General features: G+C 39.2%; 12 protein-coding genes, 2 pseudogenes and 1 other annotated feature. Of the genes and pseudogenes, 9 read left to right on the forward strand and 5 right to left on the reverse strand.

All coding sequences use genetic code 11. From position 1 onward, the window contains the following. The first annotated feature begins 77 nt into the window (after positions 1 to 77). From RTR43_RS03325 to RTR43_RS03345, 5 genes are all read left to right on the forward strand, one after another. The gene (locus tag RTR43_RS03325) at positions 78 to 1,328 is read left to right on the forward strand and encodes a helix-turn-helix domain-containing protein (RefSeq protein WP_312469656.1); all 1,251 of its coding nucleotides are present in this window, start codon (positions 78 to 80) and stop codon (positions 1,326 to 1,328) included. A 186-nt stretch (positions 1,329 to 1,514) separates the two neighbouring features. Continuing rightward, positions 1,515 to 1,803, forward strand: a binding site (T-box leader). A 157-nt stretch (positions 1,804 to 1,960) separates the two neighbouring features. Next, positions 1,961 to 2,818, forward strand: coding sequence for an SAM hydrolase/SAM-dependent halogenase family protein (locus RTR43_RS03330; protein ID WP_312469657.1), 858 nt, complete (start codon positions 1,961 to 1,963; stop codon positions 2,816 to 2,818). A 219-nt stretch (positions 2,819 to 3,037) separates the two neighbouring features. Then, positions 3,038 to 3,595: an ECF-type riboflavin transporter substrate-binding protein gene (locus tag RTR43_RS03335; RefSeq protein WP_312469658.1), complete on the forward strand. Its 558-nt coding sequence runs from the start codon at positions 3,038 to 3,040 to the stop codon at positions 3,593 to 3,595. A 37-nt stretch (positions 3,596 to 3,632) separates the two neighbouring features. Next, a complete protein-coding gene (locus tag RTR43_RS03340) occupies positions 3,633 to 5,345 on the forward strand; it encodes an ABC transporter ATP-binding protein (RefSeq protein ID WP_312469660.1) in 1,713 nt (570 codons plus the stop codon). Next, positions 5,336 to 6,166: an energy-coupling factor transporter transmembrane component T family protein gene (locus RTR43_RS03345; RefSeq protein WP_312469661.1), complete on the forward strand. Its 831-nt coding sequence runs from the start codon at positions 5,336 to 5,338 to the stop codon at positions 6,164 to 6,166. Before RTR43_RS03340 ends, RTR43_RS03345 begins: the two co-directional genes overlap by 10 nt. A gap of 168 nt (positions 6,167 to 6,334) precedes the next feature. Here the strand turns inward: RTR43_RS03345 and RTR43_RS03350 are convergent, their stop codons facing one another. After that, entirely contained in the window at positions 6,335 to 8,095 is a 1,761-nt protein-coding gene (locus RTR43_RS03350; protein ID WP_312469662.1) for a hypothetical protein, read from the reverse strand. Between the two features lie 70 nt (positions 8,096 to 8,165). Between RTR43_RS03350 and RTR43_RS03355 the strand changes: the two are divergent. Continuing rightward, positions 8,166 to 8,372 (forward strand): annotated as a pseudogene (locus RTR43_RS03355) (aldehyde dehydrogenase family protein); the annotation flags it as partial. 152 nt (positions 8,373 to 8,524) lie between these two features. Here the strand turns inward: RTR43_RS03355 and RTR43_RS03360 are convergent. From RTR43_RS03360 to RTR43_RS03370, 3 genes and pseudogenes are all read right to left on the reverse strand, one after another. Next, complete coding sequence (locus tag RTR43_RS03360; RefSeq protein WP_312469663.1) at positions 8,525 to 9,607, reverse strand: branched-chain amino acid aminotransferase; 1,083 nt, start codon at positions 9,605 to 9,607, stop codon at positions 8,525 to 8,527. A gap of 93 nt (positions 9,608 to 9,700) precedes the next feature. Beyond that, positions 9,701 to 9,907: pseudogene (locus RTR43_RS03365) on the reverse strand (SDR family NAD(P)-dependent oxidoreductase); the annotation flags it as partial. After that, positions 9,908 to 10,987 carry a nitric oxide synthase oxygenase gene (locus RTR43_RS03370; RefSeq protein ID WP_312469665.1) on the reverse strand — a complete coding sequence of 360 codons (1,080 nt, stop codon included), beginning with the start codon at positions 10,985 to 10,987 and terminating at the stop codon, positions 9,908 to 9,910. A 268-nt stretch (positions 10,988 to 11,255) separates the two neighbouring features. Between RTR43_RS03370 and RTR43_RS03375 the strand changes: the two genes are divergently transcribed. The 3 genes from RTR43_RS03375 (at position 11,256) to RTR43_RS03385 (ending at position 16,293) form a co-directional block, all read left to right on the forward strand. Further along, entirely contained in the window at positions 11,256 to 13,460 is a 2,205-nt protein-coding gene (locus tag RTR43_RS03375; protein ID WP_312469666.1) for a HAMP domain-containing methyl-accepting chemotaxis protein, read from the forward strand. 411 nt (positions 13,461 to 13,871) lie between these two features. After that, positions 13,872 to 15,359: an aldehyde dehydrogenase family protein gene (locus RTR43_RS03380; protein WP_312469667.1), complete on the forward strand. Its 1,488-nt coding sequence runs from the start codon at positions 13,872 to 13,874 to the stop codon at positions 15,357 to 15,359. A 322-nt stretch (positions 15,360 to 15,681) separates the two neighbouring features. Next, complete coding sequence (locus RTR43_RS03385) at positions 15,682 to 16,293, forward strand: LysE/ArgO family amino acid transporter (RefSeq protein WP_312469668.1); 612 nt, start codon at positions 15,682 to 15,684, stop codon at positions 16,291 to 16,293. A 74-nt stretch (positions 16,294 to 16,367) separates the two neighbouring features. Here the strand turns inward: RTR43_RS03385 and RTR43_RS03390 are convergent, their stop codons facing one another. Next, the gene (locus RTR43_RS03390; protein ID WP_312469799.1) at positions 16,368 to 16,871 is read right to left on the reverse strand and encodes a GNAT family N-acetyltransferase; all 504 of its coding nucleotides are present in this window, start codon (positions 16,869 to 16,871) and stop codon (positions 16,368 to 16,370) included. Positions 16,872 to 16,895 lie beyond the last annotated feature (24 nt).

Genomic DNA, 16,895 nt, shown 5'->3' on the forward strand with positions numbered 1-16,895 from the left:
CGGATAATAGTATTTTTTTATTGTCAATAATAAATAGTGTAACCGATTTCAAAAAGTGAATGGAGTATATGAAATAGATGGATATATCCAAAGAAGATTTACACTATATTTGTCAGCTTATTTCTGAAGTTCATCAAATACCTGTTTATTATATTAATCAATTTGGTGAGTTCGAATACGAATTTTCAAGCAGTGACCTACGGAGTAATCCCTATTATGTCCCGTTCAAGGAACAGATAAGTGTATATACTTATGAAGAGGATCCAAATGATTATCCTATCTTCTTTTCGAATTCAAATTTGAACTTTTTCTTTGTTAATCTTAAAAAAACAAATCATTTTTTAGGTACCATTATTGTTGGACCTGCCCTTGAGTCAGCAATATCCGATGAAAATATTACCAAGATCATGGATGCTTTTAAAGGTAACGTCATTAAAAGGGATCTCATTGAATACTATCAATCCATCCCCATTATTGATCATCATCAACTCCTAACAATTAGTTTAATGGTTTATTATTTGATTTATCATAAAACGTTAGATAAAATGTTTGTCCTAGAAAACAACAAAGCGTTGGACCTCGTCATCATTGAATCAGAGAATCTGGACCTTGAGCTTTCAAAAGGAAGAAGGAATTTCATTTTTCATTCCAATCTTTCATATGAACGGGTTTTACTTGATTATGTCAAAAACGGACGTATCGATAAATTAAAGGATATCTTCGAGTACTCCATTGTCGGTGAAGCAGAATTAGGGTTATTGTCGAGACGGAATCGCTTACGAAGTGAAAAAAATTTAATGATAACGGGCATTGCCCTTGTTTGCAGAGCTGCCATTGAAGGGGGCTTAAACGAGGAAACGGCCTTTACTTTAAGTGATTTTTATATTCAACAACTCGAGGAATTAGGAAACTTAAAAGCAATATTGAAATTAACGGAAGAAGCCATAAGTGATTTTACCCATCGTGTGCACGGGTTAAATGAAGAGAAATATTCTGCACCGATAACCGCTTGTCAACATTATATATATAACCATCTTTATGGCGACATTACCCTTGATCATCTTGCTGAAATGTGTCGTTTAAGTCCCAATTACTTATCATCGCTTTTTAAAAAAGAAGTGGGTATACCTGTAAGCGAATATATCCAACGACATCGAGTAGACGAAGCCAAAAAGCTGTTAGTTTTAACAAATTATTCGATTTCAGACATCAGCATGTGGCTAAATTTCAACGATCAAAGTTATTTTATAAAAATCTTTAAAAAATACACAGGTTTAACCCCAAGGCAGTTTAGAAATGATCATTCTTCTAATCATCCATCGACATGATAGAAGAAGATATGAAGATTTATAGGAATACATAAGTAGGGGAGCATCTCGTTGTGAAAGATTCTTATGCCCATAGCTTCATCCCGTTCCTAACGAAACAAAACTATTTCAATTTTGTTAGATTTTCGCTTGACTATTTTGATTTTACAGAATATAATTTGATTAAATTTTAAATCATATACACGATTTAAAGCGTTGAAGAGGAAAAGTAGGATTATGTTATTTTACGCAGAGAGCTTCGGTAGCTGAAAAGAAGCAAAAATACGAATCTGAACAATGGCCTCAGAGCTTCGTGCTGAAAAGATCTAATGGAAGTTAATAATAGATCGTAGTAGGTTCCGACGAGATTTGGTACTCGTTATCCATACCACAGTATAACGAGCAACAATTAAGCTCTCGTACTTGCAGAGGCTGTTTTGTGTGAACAAACAGTAAATTAAGGTGGTACCACGTGGATATAAACCACGTCCTTATCTATTTTCTTGAAATAGATAGGGGCGTGGTTTTTTTAATTATTCGGATTTTATTTCTTTGACTATGTCAGTAATTTTCAGATGCGATACTTCGAACGAAATGCGAGAACTTTTTCGAGGAGTACCAAGCAAGAATATAAAAAGAAGGAGGAAAATATAATGAATAATCATCTCGTTTTACAAACAGATTTTGGTACAAGTGACGGTGCCGTCAGTGCTATGTACGGTGTGGCCATTTCCGTGAACCCAACAATCCGGGTTTTTGATTTAACCCATGACATTCCCCAGTATCATATTTGGGAAGGATCCTACCGATTATATCAGACAGTTTCATACTGGCCGGAAGGAACGGTGTTTGTTTCTGTGGTTGACCCGGGTGTGGGATCGGAGCGCAGGAGTATTGTCGCAAAAACAGCGTTGAACCACTATATTATTACTCCTGATAATGGCACGCTCACCCATCTCAAAAACAGTATTGGAATAGAAGAAGTGAGAATTATTGATGAAACAATCAATCGTTTACCACGCTCAGGAGAGTCGTATACGTTTCACGGACGTGATGTCTATGCTTATACTGGGGCAAGACTTGCTTCCAATTTAATTACATTTGAGCAAGTAGGTCCTAAGGTGACTGTTGATTCTGTTGTCGAATTACCTAAAGCGAATCCGCGCATTACCAATCATGTTCTTACAGGGCATATCGACATTCTTGATATTCGCTTCGGTAATTTATGGACTAATATTGATCGTGTCCTCTTCAAAGAGTTAGGGGCTGAATATGGAGATTCCTTTGAGGTGACGATTGAAAATGATACCCGCCAAGTTTATAAAAATATCATGACGTATGGTCGAACATTCGCAGACATCCATTTAGGCGAACCATTGCTTTATGTGAATTCACTCGATAAAATTGGTGTCGCGATTAACCAAGGATCCTTTGCCAATGCCTACCATATCGAAACGGGTGCAACCTGGAAAATATCTATTCGCAAAATACCTAAAATTGTATACAATTAATTTTATAAAAATGCTCATTTCTAATAGAATGCTGTTTTCTTAGAATCGCTGATAAAACTCATAGAGTCGCTGATAAAATGAAGTATTCGCTGATATATCAGGTAAAGTCGCTGATAAAGTGGAATTTTACACCTATGACATGACTTTATGGGGTCTGAAATTAGCTAAAAACACAATTTTTATGAAATAGTCTACAAAAATACTTTGGGGGTTGAGAAAATGAAAAAAAATCAGTTATCAATAAAAACCATCGTGGCAATTGGGATTGGGTCAGCCGTATTCGTCATTTTAGGTAGATTTGCATCGATTCCAACAGGAGTGCCAAATACAAATTTTGACACATCGTATGGATTTTTAGCGTTAATGGCCGTTGTTTTCGGACCGATTGCCGGTGGGTTGATAGGTTTAATCGGCCATGCCTTAAAGGATGCCATCTTCTACGGAACTCCTTGGTGGAGCTGGGTAATCGTTTCTGGATTCGTTGGCTTCTTAATTGGTCTTGCGGCGAAGAGAATCAATATTGAAGCAGGTGTATTTACTACCAAAAAAATCATACTCTTTAACGTGATACAAATCGTCGCCCAAGCGATAGGCTGGTTCCTGATTGCTCCATCCTTGGATGTTCTCATTTATGCCGAACCAGCGAATAAAGTCTATTTACAAGGGATTGTTGCTGGCGGATTAAACATGGTGACAGTTGCCGTCCTTGGTACGCTGCTACTTGCTATCTATGCCAAAAGCCGCAGTCAAAGTGGCAGTCTGATTAAGGAAGATTAATTAGACACAAATGTACTGATTTACTAGGAGAAGATATATGAAAAAACCAGTTATTCAATTTCAAAATTATAGCTTTCAATATCGAAGTCAGGCGAAACCAACATTACATGAGATCAACTTAACGATCTATGAAGGGGAAAAGGTTTTAATAGTCGGTCCTTCAGGGTCTGGAAAAAGCACACTTGGCCATTGTATCAATGGCCTTGTTCCCTTTTCATATAAAGGGGAAGTATCAGGCAGCTTGAAAATCATGGGCGAGGATGTAAGGGAGTTAGACATTTTTTCCTTATCAAAAAAAGTCGGGACGGTTCTCCAAGATCCTGATGGTCAATTTATTGGTCTTACGGTGGCCGAGGATATCGCTTTTGCGCTAGAAAATGATTGTATCCCACAAACACAAATGTTTGCTAAGGTGGCCGAAGTGTCGAAAATGGTCGAAATGGAGCATTATTTGGACTCCTCGCTGCATCATCTATCAGGAGGACAAAAGCAGAGGGTCTCCCTCGCTGGCGTTATGGTGGATGAGGTAGAGATTCTTTTATTTGATGAACCACTGGCAAACCTTGATCCAGCGACAGGAAAATATGCGATTGAGCTGATTGATCGAATTCAACAAGATACAAACAAAACCGTCGTGATCATCGAGCATCGCTTAGAGGATGTCTTACATTGTCCAGTTGACCGCATCATCGTTGTGGATAACGGCAGGATTGTGAGTGATTTGACTCCCGATGAACTATTAGCCTCACCCGTTTTGGAGGAATGTTCCATCCGCGAGCCTTTATATGTGAAAGCAGCAAAATATGCCGGCTGTGCTATCACATCAGAAATGCAGCCCACTCATATCGATTCCTTTCAAGTGGATGGATGCAAAGATCAACTCATAGACTGGTTTGAAAAAGTCGATCCCCCTCATTCTAAGTTAGGAACAGAATCGATTTTGGAATTAAAGGAGATCACTTTTGGCTATACACCAAAACAACAAACGATTCGTGGTGTTTCTTTTTCGATTGAAAAGGGTGAAATGGTCAGTATCGTCGGAAAAAATGGCGCCGGAAAATCGACGCTTTCCAAATTGATTTGTGGTTTTGAAAAGCCGAGCTCAGGTCGAATTTATTACCGTGGTAAAGATATTAGCGAAGATACCATTAAAGAGCGTGCCTCAAGGATTGGAATGGTCATGCAAAACCCGAATCAAATGATTTCTAAGCAGATGATCTATGATGAAGTGGCGCTTGGTCTCGTTATCCGCGGTGTACCAGAAGCCGAAATAAAAGAGCGCGTTTGGCAAACACTGAAGATTTGTGGGCTGTATCCATTCCGTAACTGGCCGATATCGGCGTTAAGCTTTGGCCAGAAAAAGCGGGTAACCATCGCCTCCATTTTAGTATTAGAGCCGGAGGTGATCATTCTTGACGAGCCTACAGCGGGACAAGATTTCCGTCATTATTCCGAAATTATGGAGTTTTTGGTGGAACTAAATCGTCAGGGGGTCACGATTATCATGATTACCCATGATATGCATCTCATGCTTGAATATACTCCGCGTGCGCTTGTGATTGCAGGCGGGGCCAAAATAGCAGATGATACGGCAGTCAATGTTCTGGCGGATTCCAAACTCATCAAAGAGGCGAACTTAAAGGAAACTTCCTTATTTGAATTGGCAACTCGGGTGGGCATAAGCGAACCAAAAGAGTTTGTTAATCGATTTATCGCTTATGACAGAGAGGTGAGGCAGAAATGGCAGTAGAAATGCTTTCGTATATTGACCGACAATCGCCAATCCATCGGCTTACAGGTGTCACTAAGCTAATTTGCTTCCTTATCTGGTCATCGATCGCGATGCTTACTTATGATACGCGAATTTTGGCCTTCCTCTTCCTATTTAGTATCTGTGTTTTTATCGTATCAAAGGTAAAACTAAAGGAAGTCGCCTTTGTCCTTTTGTTTATTTTGTTATTTCTCATGATAAATAATCTTGCAATCTATGTCTTTTCGCCGCAAGAAGGGGTCAAGATCTATGGGACAAGCCATGTGTTGTTTGAAATTAGCGGGCGCTATACGATCACACTCGAGCAACTTTTTTATCAATTAAATGTCACGCTTAAATATTTTACCGTCATTCCTGCGGCGATTCTGTTTATCGTGACCACCAATCCGAGTGAATTTGCGGCATCCTTAAATCAAATTGGCATCAGCTACCGAATTTCCTATTCTATCGCGCTTGCGTTACGTTACATTCCCGATATTCAACGGGATTTTCGCAATATCTCTATGTCCCAGCAAGCTCGCGGGATTGATATGTCACGCAAAGAAAAACTGCCCAAGCGGATTAAAAACGCCGCTTCGATAATCGTACCACTCATCTTATCAAGTCTCGATAAGATCGAAGTTATTAGCAATGCCATGGAACTGCGCGGCTTTGGAAAAAACAAAAAGCGTACCTGGTACAGAGCACGCCCATTTCAAAAAATCGATGTATTAACGCTAATCCTATTCGCATTCATTTTACTATTATCACTTTATGTGACTTTTCATGATGGAAATCGCTTCTACAATCCGTTTCTTTGATTTTCCTGCCTGAGAAGTTTGAAATCAGTAATCTTGTTTTGTAGTCACAAACTTTCCCCAGTGAGCAATTGAAACTTAGCAAAACAGGGTTATGCTTACTATAAGCACAACCCTGTTTCAGTCACAATGATAGGTTCCTTTTTGAAAATCTGCCTTTTCTACATTGTTTCAGTCATTTTCCCATTCGAGTACTGGCGGTTGGGAGAGATGGGCGGTCTGATTTTTGAAGATAGGGATAAAATATTCCTCTATAAGATAATGGCTTGGGATGCTGTAGATTGCATTACCACCATGGTCATAAAAGATATAGTGCCACTTTCTTAATGGGAATTTTAAAAATCTTTCTGGTTTAGAAAGGGTATTTTTCTCCAGCTTGACGTTGGCGATATCGCTCAGATAGACATATGTGCCGTCATCGAAGCAGTAGTAATCTAAATAGTAGCCACGTATTTGAATGATGATATTCTTTTCTAGTTTTTTCGCATGAAGATAGTTTAGCAACAGCCATACAGGTGGCAAAAGTAAGCCGAAAGTAAACCAATCGTTCACCCATATTAATGGTAAAAATAGTACAAAGGACAGGATGGTGATTGTATTGTTGCGGCGGTTAAATTTTGGTGTAGATTGATAGAAAACCTCATCTTTTTCGTTTGTCCCATGCTTTTCGGCAAGGTGTGCACGAAAATCCTCTACGTGCTCCTTAAATGATTTCTCTCTCCAGGGCATGAAATCTGTGTATTCATCATCAAGACCATTCGGCACCCACGTGGTAGGAATATTGGCCGTATAATAAGCTCCCAAAAGCATCCGCATCCAGTCTTTATGGGCAAAGGCTGGGTCCGCTGATTTGAAGCGAACCACATAATACGTGAGTTCGCCACCGTAAATAACATCCTTTTCGTCAAACGTCCCCATAATTTCCACTTCATCGGGAAGCCTTTCAACACCGTTAGGGCTATTGTAAAAAATGAGCTCAGCAATTTCTTTGACAAAATATTTTTGATAGGATGGGTCGGTCGGCAATAACTCCGGTTTGTTTTTTTCAATAATCCTAAATGCCTCTAAAGAACCATCGTTACCAACAAGGATTTCTTGGATAGTTGGGGTGACAGAATCGGCATCTAGATTTCGTTTCCACAAGATCTCAATGTAATATAGTTTCAAGCGGTCGTCCTTCCAGTTTAGGATGAATTGAAGCTTGAGGAGTTCCTGATCCGAGCAAAGGGCGCTATAGATCGTGAGATAATTTTTTATATAAAAGCGCAGTTGGAAATAAGGGGTCTTCCACGCTTCGTAAACGTATTCTTTAGTGTATTCTTTGTCGTATTCCAGGTATTCATCGAAAAGTGATTGCAGCTTTTCAATGATAAAGTCCTTGTCTAACGGTACATCCTCGCTGGTGATGTATTGATGTTGCAAGCCCATTGTGACAAGAAAATGATAATACCATTCATACCATGGATGAAGGTAAATATTGTTTTCCACCAATGCTTCAATCGCGGTCATTGTCCGGTCCTTTTGTTCAAAAATAAGGTTTCTTTCTTCATAGGCTGGAATGAAGGATGCTTGGAAATACAGTTTACTAAAGGTTTTTTTATATAATAATGTAGCCGATTCCGAGTTCAGGATTATAAGTCCGCTTAAGACTAGGTTGATAGCCTGATAGGAATACTTGAAGATGTTCCTTTCGAAGACGGGAAGCATGTCCTCATGGATAAAAACGCATGCAGCTTGAACTAAGGCAAGGGATGGATCGTCCCAGTCTTCATCACTTATCGGCCATATTTTCCCTGCTTCCTCCAGCAAATGGATAACATCATCCATTTCCAACTGGAAATTCCAATTTTGTAATCCATCGATGGCTTTTTTTCGATCTTTGAGATTATTGCTTTTTAGCAGGTTAATCAGATCTTGCATGGAGGCAATCATGTAACCAATCCTTTTCCAAATTTACATTATATCTTCCATTTTACTTTATGATGTTGCCAGTCACCACAAAATTGGCCTGGCAAAAGGGGTATGGACAAAAGATGTGTCAAAATCCCATTATATTGCGAATTGACTTCGTGCAGGTACGGTTTGGGTAAACTGCTACAATGCATTTAATGCGGCATCTCCATTCGGGGGTTATAAACAATCTGGAATTGGACGTGAAATGGGCTCTTATGCATTGAACAATTACAAAGAAGTAAAGAGTGTCTGGATGCAATGGCATAATAGAGCTGAAAAACGAGAACGGGAGGCTTTCCTGTTCTCGTTTTTTCTGAAGAAAAGAGGCGGAGTAGCGCCAGTCATGGTTTGCCTCTATCTATTGAATCGGTTCGTTGAATACTTGATTTTTCATGATTGAATTACCTATTAAACTTCAACCTGAGCCACTTTCACTGTCCAGTTAAAAGGGTCTTCTTTTTTTCCGAGTTGTATTCCGGTCATTTCATTATAGAGACGCTGTGAGAGTTGGCCGATGTTTTGATCATTTATTGTTATTGTTTGATCGTTCCAATTTAATTCACCAACGGGTGAAATAACGGCAGCTGTTCCTGATCCGAAGGCTTCTTCCAGTTCTCCTCGCTCATGTGCTGCAAAAACCTCTTCAATTGAAATTTTCACTTCGCTTACAGGAATATTCCAATATTTTAATAATTCAATTACGGAATCACGTGTCACACCGGGTAAAATGCTGCCATTTAATCTTGGTGTTATCACTTCACCATTGATCTTGAAGAAAATATTCATACTACCAACTTCTTCAACATACTTATTCTCTTTTGCATCTAACCAAAGGATTTGGGCAAAACCATTTGCCTCAGCATTTTCTTGTGCCTTTAGGCTGGCGGCATAATTGCCAGCGGTCTTTACATGGCCAACGCCCCCAATTACAGCCCGGACGTATTGCTCTTCCACATTGATTTTTACAGGGCTTAATTGGTTCCCATAATAAGCTCCTACCGGGGAAAGGATTACAAGCAATTGATATTGTTTAGAAGCCCGTACACCGAGATAGGGTTCCGTTGAGAAGATAAACGGGCGAATATAAAGAGAGGTTCCTTCACCATCAGGAATCCAATCTTTTTCCGTTACAATTAATTGTTTTATGGCATGTAATAAAAAATCCTCATCGATTTGGGGAATGCAAAGTCTGTTACATGATTCATTCAATCTCTTCATGTTCTTTTCTGGGCGGAAGAGCTGGATGGTGCCATCTGCTGTCTTATAGGCTTTTAATCCTTCAAAGATGGCTTGTCCATAGTGAAAAACCATCGAAGCTGGATCGAGTGTTAATGGTGCGTAAGGAATGATTCGAGGATCATTCCAGCCGATGTCCGTATGATAGTCCATTACAAACATATAATCGCTGAAATACTTCCCGAAACCAAGTGATGCAGTATCAGGCTTTACCTTTAAATCTTCTCTTTGAATAAATGCAATTTCTTGTTTCATGATTACACCTCGTATCGAATCTCTCATTAACTTTGTTGAAATTACGCTATCTTCAGTCAAAATCGCTTAGCTAAATTGAATTAGTCTCTTTTTTCATTTCGTATTTCTTACCGCATAGTTAAATATAGGATCTCTAAGTTCATATTCATAGGTATACCCATCTACAATTCCAACTACTTTATTATTATCATAAAGATCTATCATAAATCCTGCCATTTGTTTTGAGGTGTGAAATTTTGGTACAGCACCTTCATATTGAAATTCGTCTAGGTCAAGAGATCGTTTTGCGAATTCTGTTTCCTAATAGGGTGCAGGTTGGTAAAAATAATTAGGCTTTTTAATCTCATTTTTATATGGTTTATGATAAATATGTGTGGTAGCAGGAGCTAATGGCGGGATGAGCCAAGCCCAATTACCAGTAACTGATCGTCCTAAATCCATCTCTATTTCTTCAAATTTTTTAAACTGTTGTGCCGCTGTATGGTGGTCAACAATACTAACCCCGTCTTCTTTATAAGAATGCAAGACAGCTGTATTTAATTCTAGTAAGGCCCTGTCCTTCCATAACGAAAGATTACTTCTTACATCCAAGCCCATTAAAGAGGCGATCTGAGGAAGCATATTGTAACGCGATTCATCAGCCAAATTTCGTGCACCGATCTCAGTGCCCATGTACCAACCATTAAAGGGAGCTGCCGTATAATGAATGCCACCAATTTCAAGCATCATCTCCGAGATAAAGGGTACGGCATACCATTTAAGTTGTAAGTCTTCGAACCACTCGTAATGAGGATGGCGAATGGAAACTTCAAGAAGAAGGTTATCTGGAATTTCAACTAATCGTGGACGATTGTCATTCATTTGGATAACTAAGGGTAAAACATCAAATTTACCGAACTTCGGTTCCCAACCTAGTTGAATACAAGTTTCTGTAAAAGCTATGGATTGGGGATCCCCTAAAACACCTTGTTCAGTCTGGTAACCTGCGTAGCGAATTAATTGATGATTCCATATCCGGACCTTTTTATTAGCTATTTTTGGTGGGAAAATAGTGATTGTAGGACGGATACGACCTTTATTCGTTGCATTCTTTATGTGCTCAAATAAAGCCTCGATCACCTCATCCTCTGTCGTTATCTGTCTCTTATCGATGACATGTAATTGTTCCCAAAATAATCTTCCGATACAACGATTACTATTGCGCCAGGCCAATTTTGCCCCATATTCTAGTTCCTCGCCTGTATGTTCATAATAGCCTTGGTTTTGGAACTCCTTGTTAATCTGTTTGAGCCTGCATTCTAGTTCTTGATCAGTTTTATTTAATTCGCTATAACAAGTGCGAATAAACTCTTCTGCTTCTTTCCGTATTTCGTTATTCAAAAAAAAACCTCCTATAATACAATGTCCTAGGTAACAGACCCCCACTCAGCTAAAGTTTAAAGCAGTGAAGTTCTTGAATATATTCAGAAAAGTTACCGTAGGCTTTGATCATCTCTCTTATATGATCAGCATAATCTTTAACGGCTTTAACAACAATTATTATATTTCCTTAATGTTAATCTCTTGTAAATTTTATTTAAATAAAGAAATCCACTAGGTCAAAAGGTGTATATTTTTATTATATATTATAAAAGAGAGAAGGAAAAACATGTGGTCTAAGAAGAAAACATCAGGAAAGTGGCGAAAAGCACTTAGCGCTGGTTATTTGAAAGTATCTATCGGGATGAAACTGTGGGGAAGTTATCTCATTATCATTTTATTCTTCGCATCTATCACGTTTGTTTCCTATCAAAACATAAACCAACTAAATTCTCATTTGCACATTTTAGGAACGTCTAAAGTGCCTGCGGGTGAATTAATCGGAAACTTAAAAGAAGAAGTTACCAGAATAAGTCTTTATACTACCAAGCATGCCTTTGAACATAATGTTGAAGATAAAACAAAAATGGCAAAAAATGTACATAATGATATCAAAAAGATCAGAATACATATAGCAGAAATGGAAAAGTACGTAAATCAACCTGAAGATAAAAAATTATTAGCAAACTTCAATACTAACTTTAAGGAATACACAGCTGCTATTCCCGCATTCATTTCCAATTCGTTAACCGGGAATTACGGTGCGCTTCATAAACAGATGGAAGTATTAACACCTCTTGGAGAAAAAACCAACCTATCTCTCGATCAACTTCAAAAGGGGATCCAAAAGGACACGGAATCGATCATCGTGGATGCAGAGAAGAATTCTTCTAATGCCATCAAACAAATGATGATTGTATCTGTTATTGTATCCTTTTTCAGTATATTAGTAGCCTTTCTAATTACGAGACTCATTAGAAGGTCTGTTTCTGGGGTAGTACAAAATGTTGATACCACCACACATTCTATTGCTGAGATTAAAAAGTCAATTGATCAAACGGTATTCAGTTCAGGAGAATTAGATATTTCTATGAACAAAGCAAACCATTCGGTAAGCGAGTTGGTTACTTCCATTCAGCAAGTGGCAGGGAATACCAAGGTAACAGCTTTTAGTGTTGATGAAATTTCTGCTGCCGTGGAACAAATGAGCACTTCTGTTAATCTGGTTGCAGGAAGTGCCAATCATTTATCTGCTTCCACAGAGGAAACCTCTTCCGCGATTCAAGAAATGATGGCCTCTATCGAACAAGTTGCTGCAAACGTAAATTATGCCGGTGGAGGTGTGGAACAAATCTCTGCCGCAATTGAAGAAATGAGCAAATCGATAAAGGGTGTTAGTGAACATTCAGATGACTTGACGGTGGAGGCAAACCAAGCTTCTCATACGGTTGATGAAATGATTGTTTCCATTAAGCAAGTGGCGGACAGCGCGCAAACAGTCAACCAACTTAGCAACTCTGTGAAACATGATGCCCTTGAAGGAACGAATTCTCTCAATGAAACATTGAATGGAATGAAAGAGATTTCTCAGGTGATTATCCAAACAAGCGATGTAATGGTAAGACTTGGGAAGCGTTCGGAAGAAATCGGCAGCATTATCGAGGTCATTGATGAGATTGCAGATCAAACCAATTTGTTAGCACTTAATGCCGCGATTGAAGCAGCACGTGCAGGTGATCATGGAAAGGGATTTGCCGTAGTGGCAGATGAAGTTCGAAAACTTGCAGAACGTTCTGCGCAAGCCACAAAAGAAATTGCTGTCCTCATTAACGGAATTCAAGCTGAAACAGCGGTGGCTGTTACCTCCATTCAAGAAGAGGCTAACAAAGTTGAAATTGGGAATCAATTGGCGATGAAAACGAAACAAGCTATCACGAAAATTACTGATGGTATTGCACAAGTAACAGAGGAAATGAACCAAGTGGCGAGGGCGACAGAAAATCAAACAAAGAATAGCAAATCTATTACACTAGCGGTGGAGAATGTTGCAAAACGAGCATCCGAAATGACTTATTCCACTAAAGAGCAATCCGTCACTGCAGGGGAAATCGTAAAAGGGATTATGAATATAAAAGAGCAGGTCCAACAAATTTCTATTGCTACTACTGAACAAGCAAAGGAAGGGAATGCAATCGTAGTGGCCGTTGAAAATGTTACAAACCAGTCCAACTCTGTCACAATCGCAACTAAAGAACAGGTACTTACTTCAGAAGAAATTGTCAGAAATATCAAGAGTATTAAGGAAATGGTTCAACAAATGACGATAGCGACCAATAAACAAGCCGAATATGGTCAGGAAATAAAACTAGAAGTAGAGAATGTTCTTCAACAAACGAAAGAGTTGAATGTCAGCATGGAGACACAAAGCCGAGAGGTGGTCGAGGTCGTCCATGCGATTACGGGAGTAAATACACAAATCGACAAAATCAAGTAAGCCCATTTCGGGAGCATATTTATTTGATGGTATTTCCTAATTTCACCTGATTCTTAAACTGCCAGAACAGTTAGTGATTGGCGCCCGCACACTCGTGACTTTAGTCGTGAGTTAGGGCGTATTTTTTTGTTTTTTTCAAGAGTTAAAATATGATAAATGAACTTATGTTTGGTGAAAAATTTATTCATCTTCTTCGTCCTACGAAACCAGGTATATTATTGCCGAATTATTACTTTAAGCAGAGAGATTCGAGCTAGTAGAGAAATGTCTAAAAATGGTGTCGTTAATTATTTGAATATTTGGATATCTTTTAGTTGAATACTAGTTTTTGGTAATGATAAGATTGAAAGTGGAATTGAAAACGCTATCAATTCCGTTTAAGAAGTACATAAACAAAGGGAGGAATAACATTTGAGTCAAGTAACAGTCAGTCTAAAAGAAAAGGTAGAAAAGTTTTTACTGGGGAAAAAGAAGCTGTACATTGATGGTCAATTTGTTGAAAGTCTCTCTCAAAAAACTTTTGATACGTATAACCCAGCAACTGGTGAAGTGCTTGCCGCTGTCTATGAAGCTGAAACAGCGGATATTGATCGTGCTGTAAAAGCTGCAAGAAAAGCCTTTGACGAGGGGTCATGGTCGAAAATGGGCACAGCTGAGCGCAGCCGACTTATGTACAAATTAGCAGATTTAATGGAACAGCATAAAGAGGAGCTTGCCCAATTAGAAACGTTAGATAACGGAAAGCCGATTCGTGAAACAACGGCAGCAGATGTTCCACTTGCAATCGAGCATATGCGCTACTATGCGGGGTGGGCGACCAAAATTGTTGGTCAGACGATACCTGTAAATGGACCATTCTTCAATTATACTCGCCATGAAGCTGTTGGGGTTGTCGGACAAATTATTCCTTGGAACTTCCCGTTGTTAATGGCGATGTGGAAACTAGGTGCAGCGCTAGCAACTGGCTGTACGGTTGTATTGAAGCCCGCGGAACAAACGCCTCTATCCGCATTGTTCCTAGCAGAATTAATAGAAGAAGCAGGATTCCCGCCTGGGGTCATTAATATTGTCCCTGGCTATGGTGAAACAGCTGGTCAGCCGCTGGTCGATCATCCGCTTGTTGATAAAATTGCTTTCACCGGCTCCACAGAAGTCGGGAAGCTGATTATGGAAAAGGCAGCTAAAACCCTGAAACGAGTTACACTGGAGCTTGGTGGCAAGTCGCCGAATATCATTCTCCCGGATGCCGACCTCACCCAAGCCATTCCAGGCGCATTAAACGGAGTCATGTTTAATCAAGGGCAGGTTTGCTGTGCTGGTTCAAGGGTCTTTATCCAGAAGAAGCAATTCGACAATGTCGTTGCCGATATGGTAAGCCATGCACAAAAAATTAAGCAAGGTGCCGGTTTGCATGCGGACACGGAAATTGGCCCACTAGTTTCGATTGAGCAGCAAAACCGCGTTCTTAGCTATATTGAAAAAGGGGTAAATGAAGGAGCCGAATTGTTAGTTGGCGGTGAGAATCCATTTGAGCAAGGCTATTACGTGTCCCCAACCATTTTTGCCGATGTTCGTGACGAAATGACCATTGCCAAAGAAGAAATTTTTGGCCCTGTTATTTCAGCACTGCCATATGAGGATTTGGATGAATTGATTGATCGTGCTAATCAGACGAATTATGGACTGGCTGCTGGTGTATGGACACAAGATGTGTCAAAAGCCCATTATATTGCGAATCGTCTTCGTGCCGGTACGGTTTGGGTAAACTGCTACAATGCCTTTGATGCAGCATCACCATTTGGAGGCTATAAACAATCTGGAATCGGACGAGAAATGGGGTCCTATGCATTGAACAATTACACAGAAGTAAAGAGTGTCTGGATTGCATTGAAACAATAAAAGGCAGTGTTCTTCATATTTTTCAGTAGTACAACTTTAAAAATCCCCTTGTCTACAGAGGTAGGCAAGGGGATTTTTGTTTATCTCGATTATTAAAGGGTTAGGATCATTTACATCAAGCTCAATTCTAAAAGATTGTTTCTTTCTTATATTAGTTGATAGAAAAAAATCCGCTGATAGAACCCTAAGATTCACTGATAAAGAGATGGTAAGAGGTGGAATGAATCTAAAAAGTAACATAAAAATGACTTGTGGTAGGTTGAGTCAGATCAATATTTCGCTTAACATTGTGACTACTAGGTGATATACGAGGGGGAGAAACATGGTAGAAGCAATATTTCATGGTTTTATTTTAGCCCTTGGCTTAATCCTTCCTTTAGGAGTACAAAATATTTTTGTGTTCAATCAAGGTGCGATTCAGCCCAAATTTGTGAGGGCATTGCCCGTTATCATTACTGCATCCATTTGTGACACATTGCTGATAACATTAGCAGTCTTAGGTGTGTCGGTTGTGGTTCTTGGATCCTATTGGATCAAAACAGCTTTATTTGTTGCCGGTATTTTCTTTTTAGTTTATATGGGCTTTGTTACTTGGAGGAGTAAATCTTCTACGGTTAACCAGGAACAAAGTGTTTTGTTTACACCTGGAAAACAAATTGCTTTTGCCATGTCTGTTTCATTACTCAATCCACATGCGATTCTCGATACTGTTGGGGTGATTGGCACAAGTTCTTTAAAATATGCTGGAGTCGAAAAAATCGCCTTTACTGCTGTTTGTATATTGGTTTCGTGGATGTGGTTTACTGGATTAGGAATGGCTGGCAGGATAACAGGAAAAATGGATCAATCAGGAGGTTTCTTAGAAATAGTAAATAAAATTTCGGCATGTATTATGTGGGGAACTGCTATTTATATTGGAATTTCTCTTATCTAGGGTTCATATTGTTCAGAGGTGACAGATTTGCTGTCACCTGAACAATAGTAATCTAATGGACACGGACAATACATTTAATCAATTCCTACTATTTTACTTCTTCTTTCTAGCAATAAGACATCGCGCCAAACTCCGTTCATCTTTCCAATATGTTCTCTACGGCCGACTTCGCGAAAACCAAATTTATGATGTAATTTTAGACTAGGAATGTTTTCTGGAAAGATTCCTGATTGTAAGGTCCAATAGCCTTGTTGTTCACTTTTTTCAATTAAAGCTTTTAATAATTCACTGCCAACTCCTAACCCTCTTGCGTTATCACTAACATACACGCTTACTTCTGCCACGCCAGAATATACACATCTACTAGAAATAGGAGTCAACGCTGTCCATCCTATCACACTTCCCTTTAAACGAGCTACGAATCTACATTCCGAGAGATGGTTATTATTCCAGTCTTCCCAAGATGGTGCTTCGTTTTGAAATGTGGCATTTCCAGTATTTATTCCTTCGAGATAAATAGATTTAACTTGTTCCCAATCGTTGGGACACATCTCGTTGATGATGAATTCAGTCTCCATATGATTGCCTCTTTCTTTGATTGG

Origin of the sequence: Neobacillus sp. (assembly GCF_031988165.1) — a bacterium.
GTDB classification, from domain to species: Bacteria; Bacillota; Bacilli; order Bacillales; family Cytobacillaceae; genus Neobacillus; species Neobacillus rhizosphaerae.

Coding starts and splice junctions, on each gene's coding strand:
- RTR43_RS03325 (WP_312469656.1), top strand. CDS start 78: ATGGATATATCCAAAGAAGATTTACACTATATTTGTCAGCTTATTTCT.
- RTR43_RS03330 (WP_312469657.1), top strand. CDS start 1,961: ATGAATAATCATCTCGTTTTACAAACAGATTTTGGTACAAGTGACGGT.
- RTR43_RS03335 (WP_312469658.1), top strand. CDS start 3,038: ATGAAAAAAAATCAGTTATCAATAAAAACCATCGTGGCAATTGGGATT.
- RTR43_RS03340 (WP_312469660.1), top strand. CDS start 3,633: ATGAAAAAACCAGTTATTCAATTTCAAAATTATAGCTTTCAATATCGA.
- RTR43_RS03345 (WP_312469661.1), top strand. CDS start 5,336: ATGGCAGTAGAAATGCTTTCGTATATTGACCGACAATCGCCAATCCAT.
- RTR43_RS03350 (WP_312469662.1), bottom strand. CDS start 8,095: ATGATTGCCTCCATGCAAGATCTGATTAACCTGCTAAAAAGCAATAAT.
- RTR43_RS03360 (WP_312469663.1), bottom strand. CDS start 9,607: ATGAAACAAGAAATTGCATTTATTCAAAGAGAAGATTTAAAGGTAAAG.
- RTR43_RS03375 (WP_312469666.1), top strand. CDS start 11,256: ATGTGGTCTAAGAAGAAAACATCAGGAAAGTGGCGAAAAGCACTTAGC.
- RTR43_RS03385 (WP_312469668.1), top strand. CDS start 15,682: ATGGTAGAAGCAATATTTCATGGTTTTATTTTAGCCCTTGGCTTAATC.
- RTR43_RS03390 (WP_312469799.1), bottom strand. CDS start 16,871: ATGGAGACTGAATTCATCATCAACGAGATGTGTCCCAACGATTGGGAA.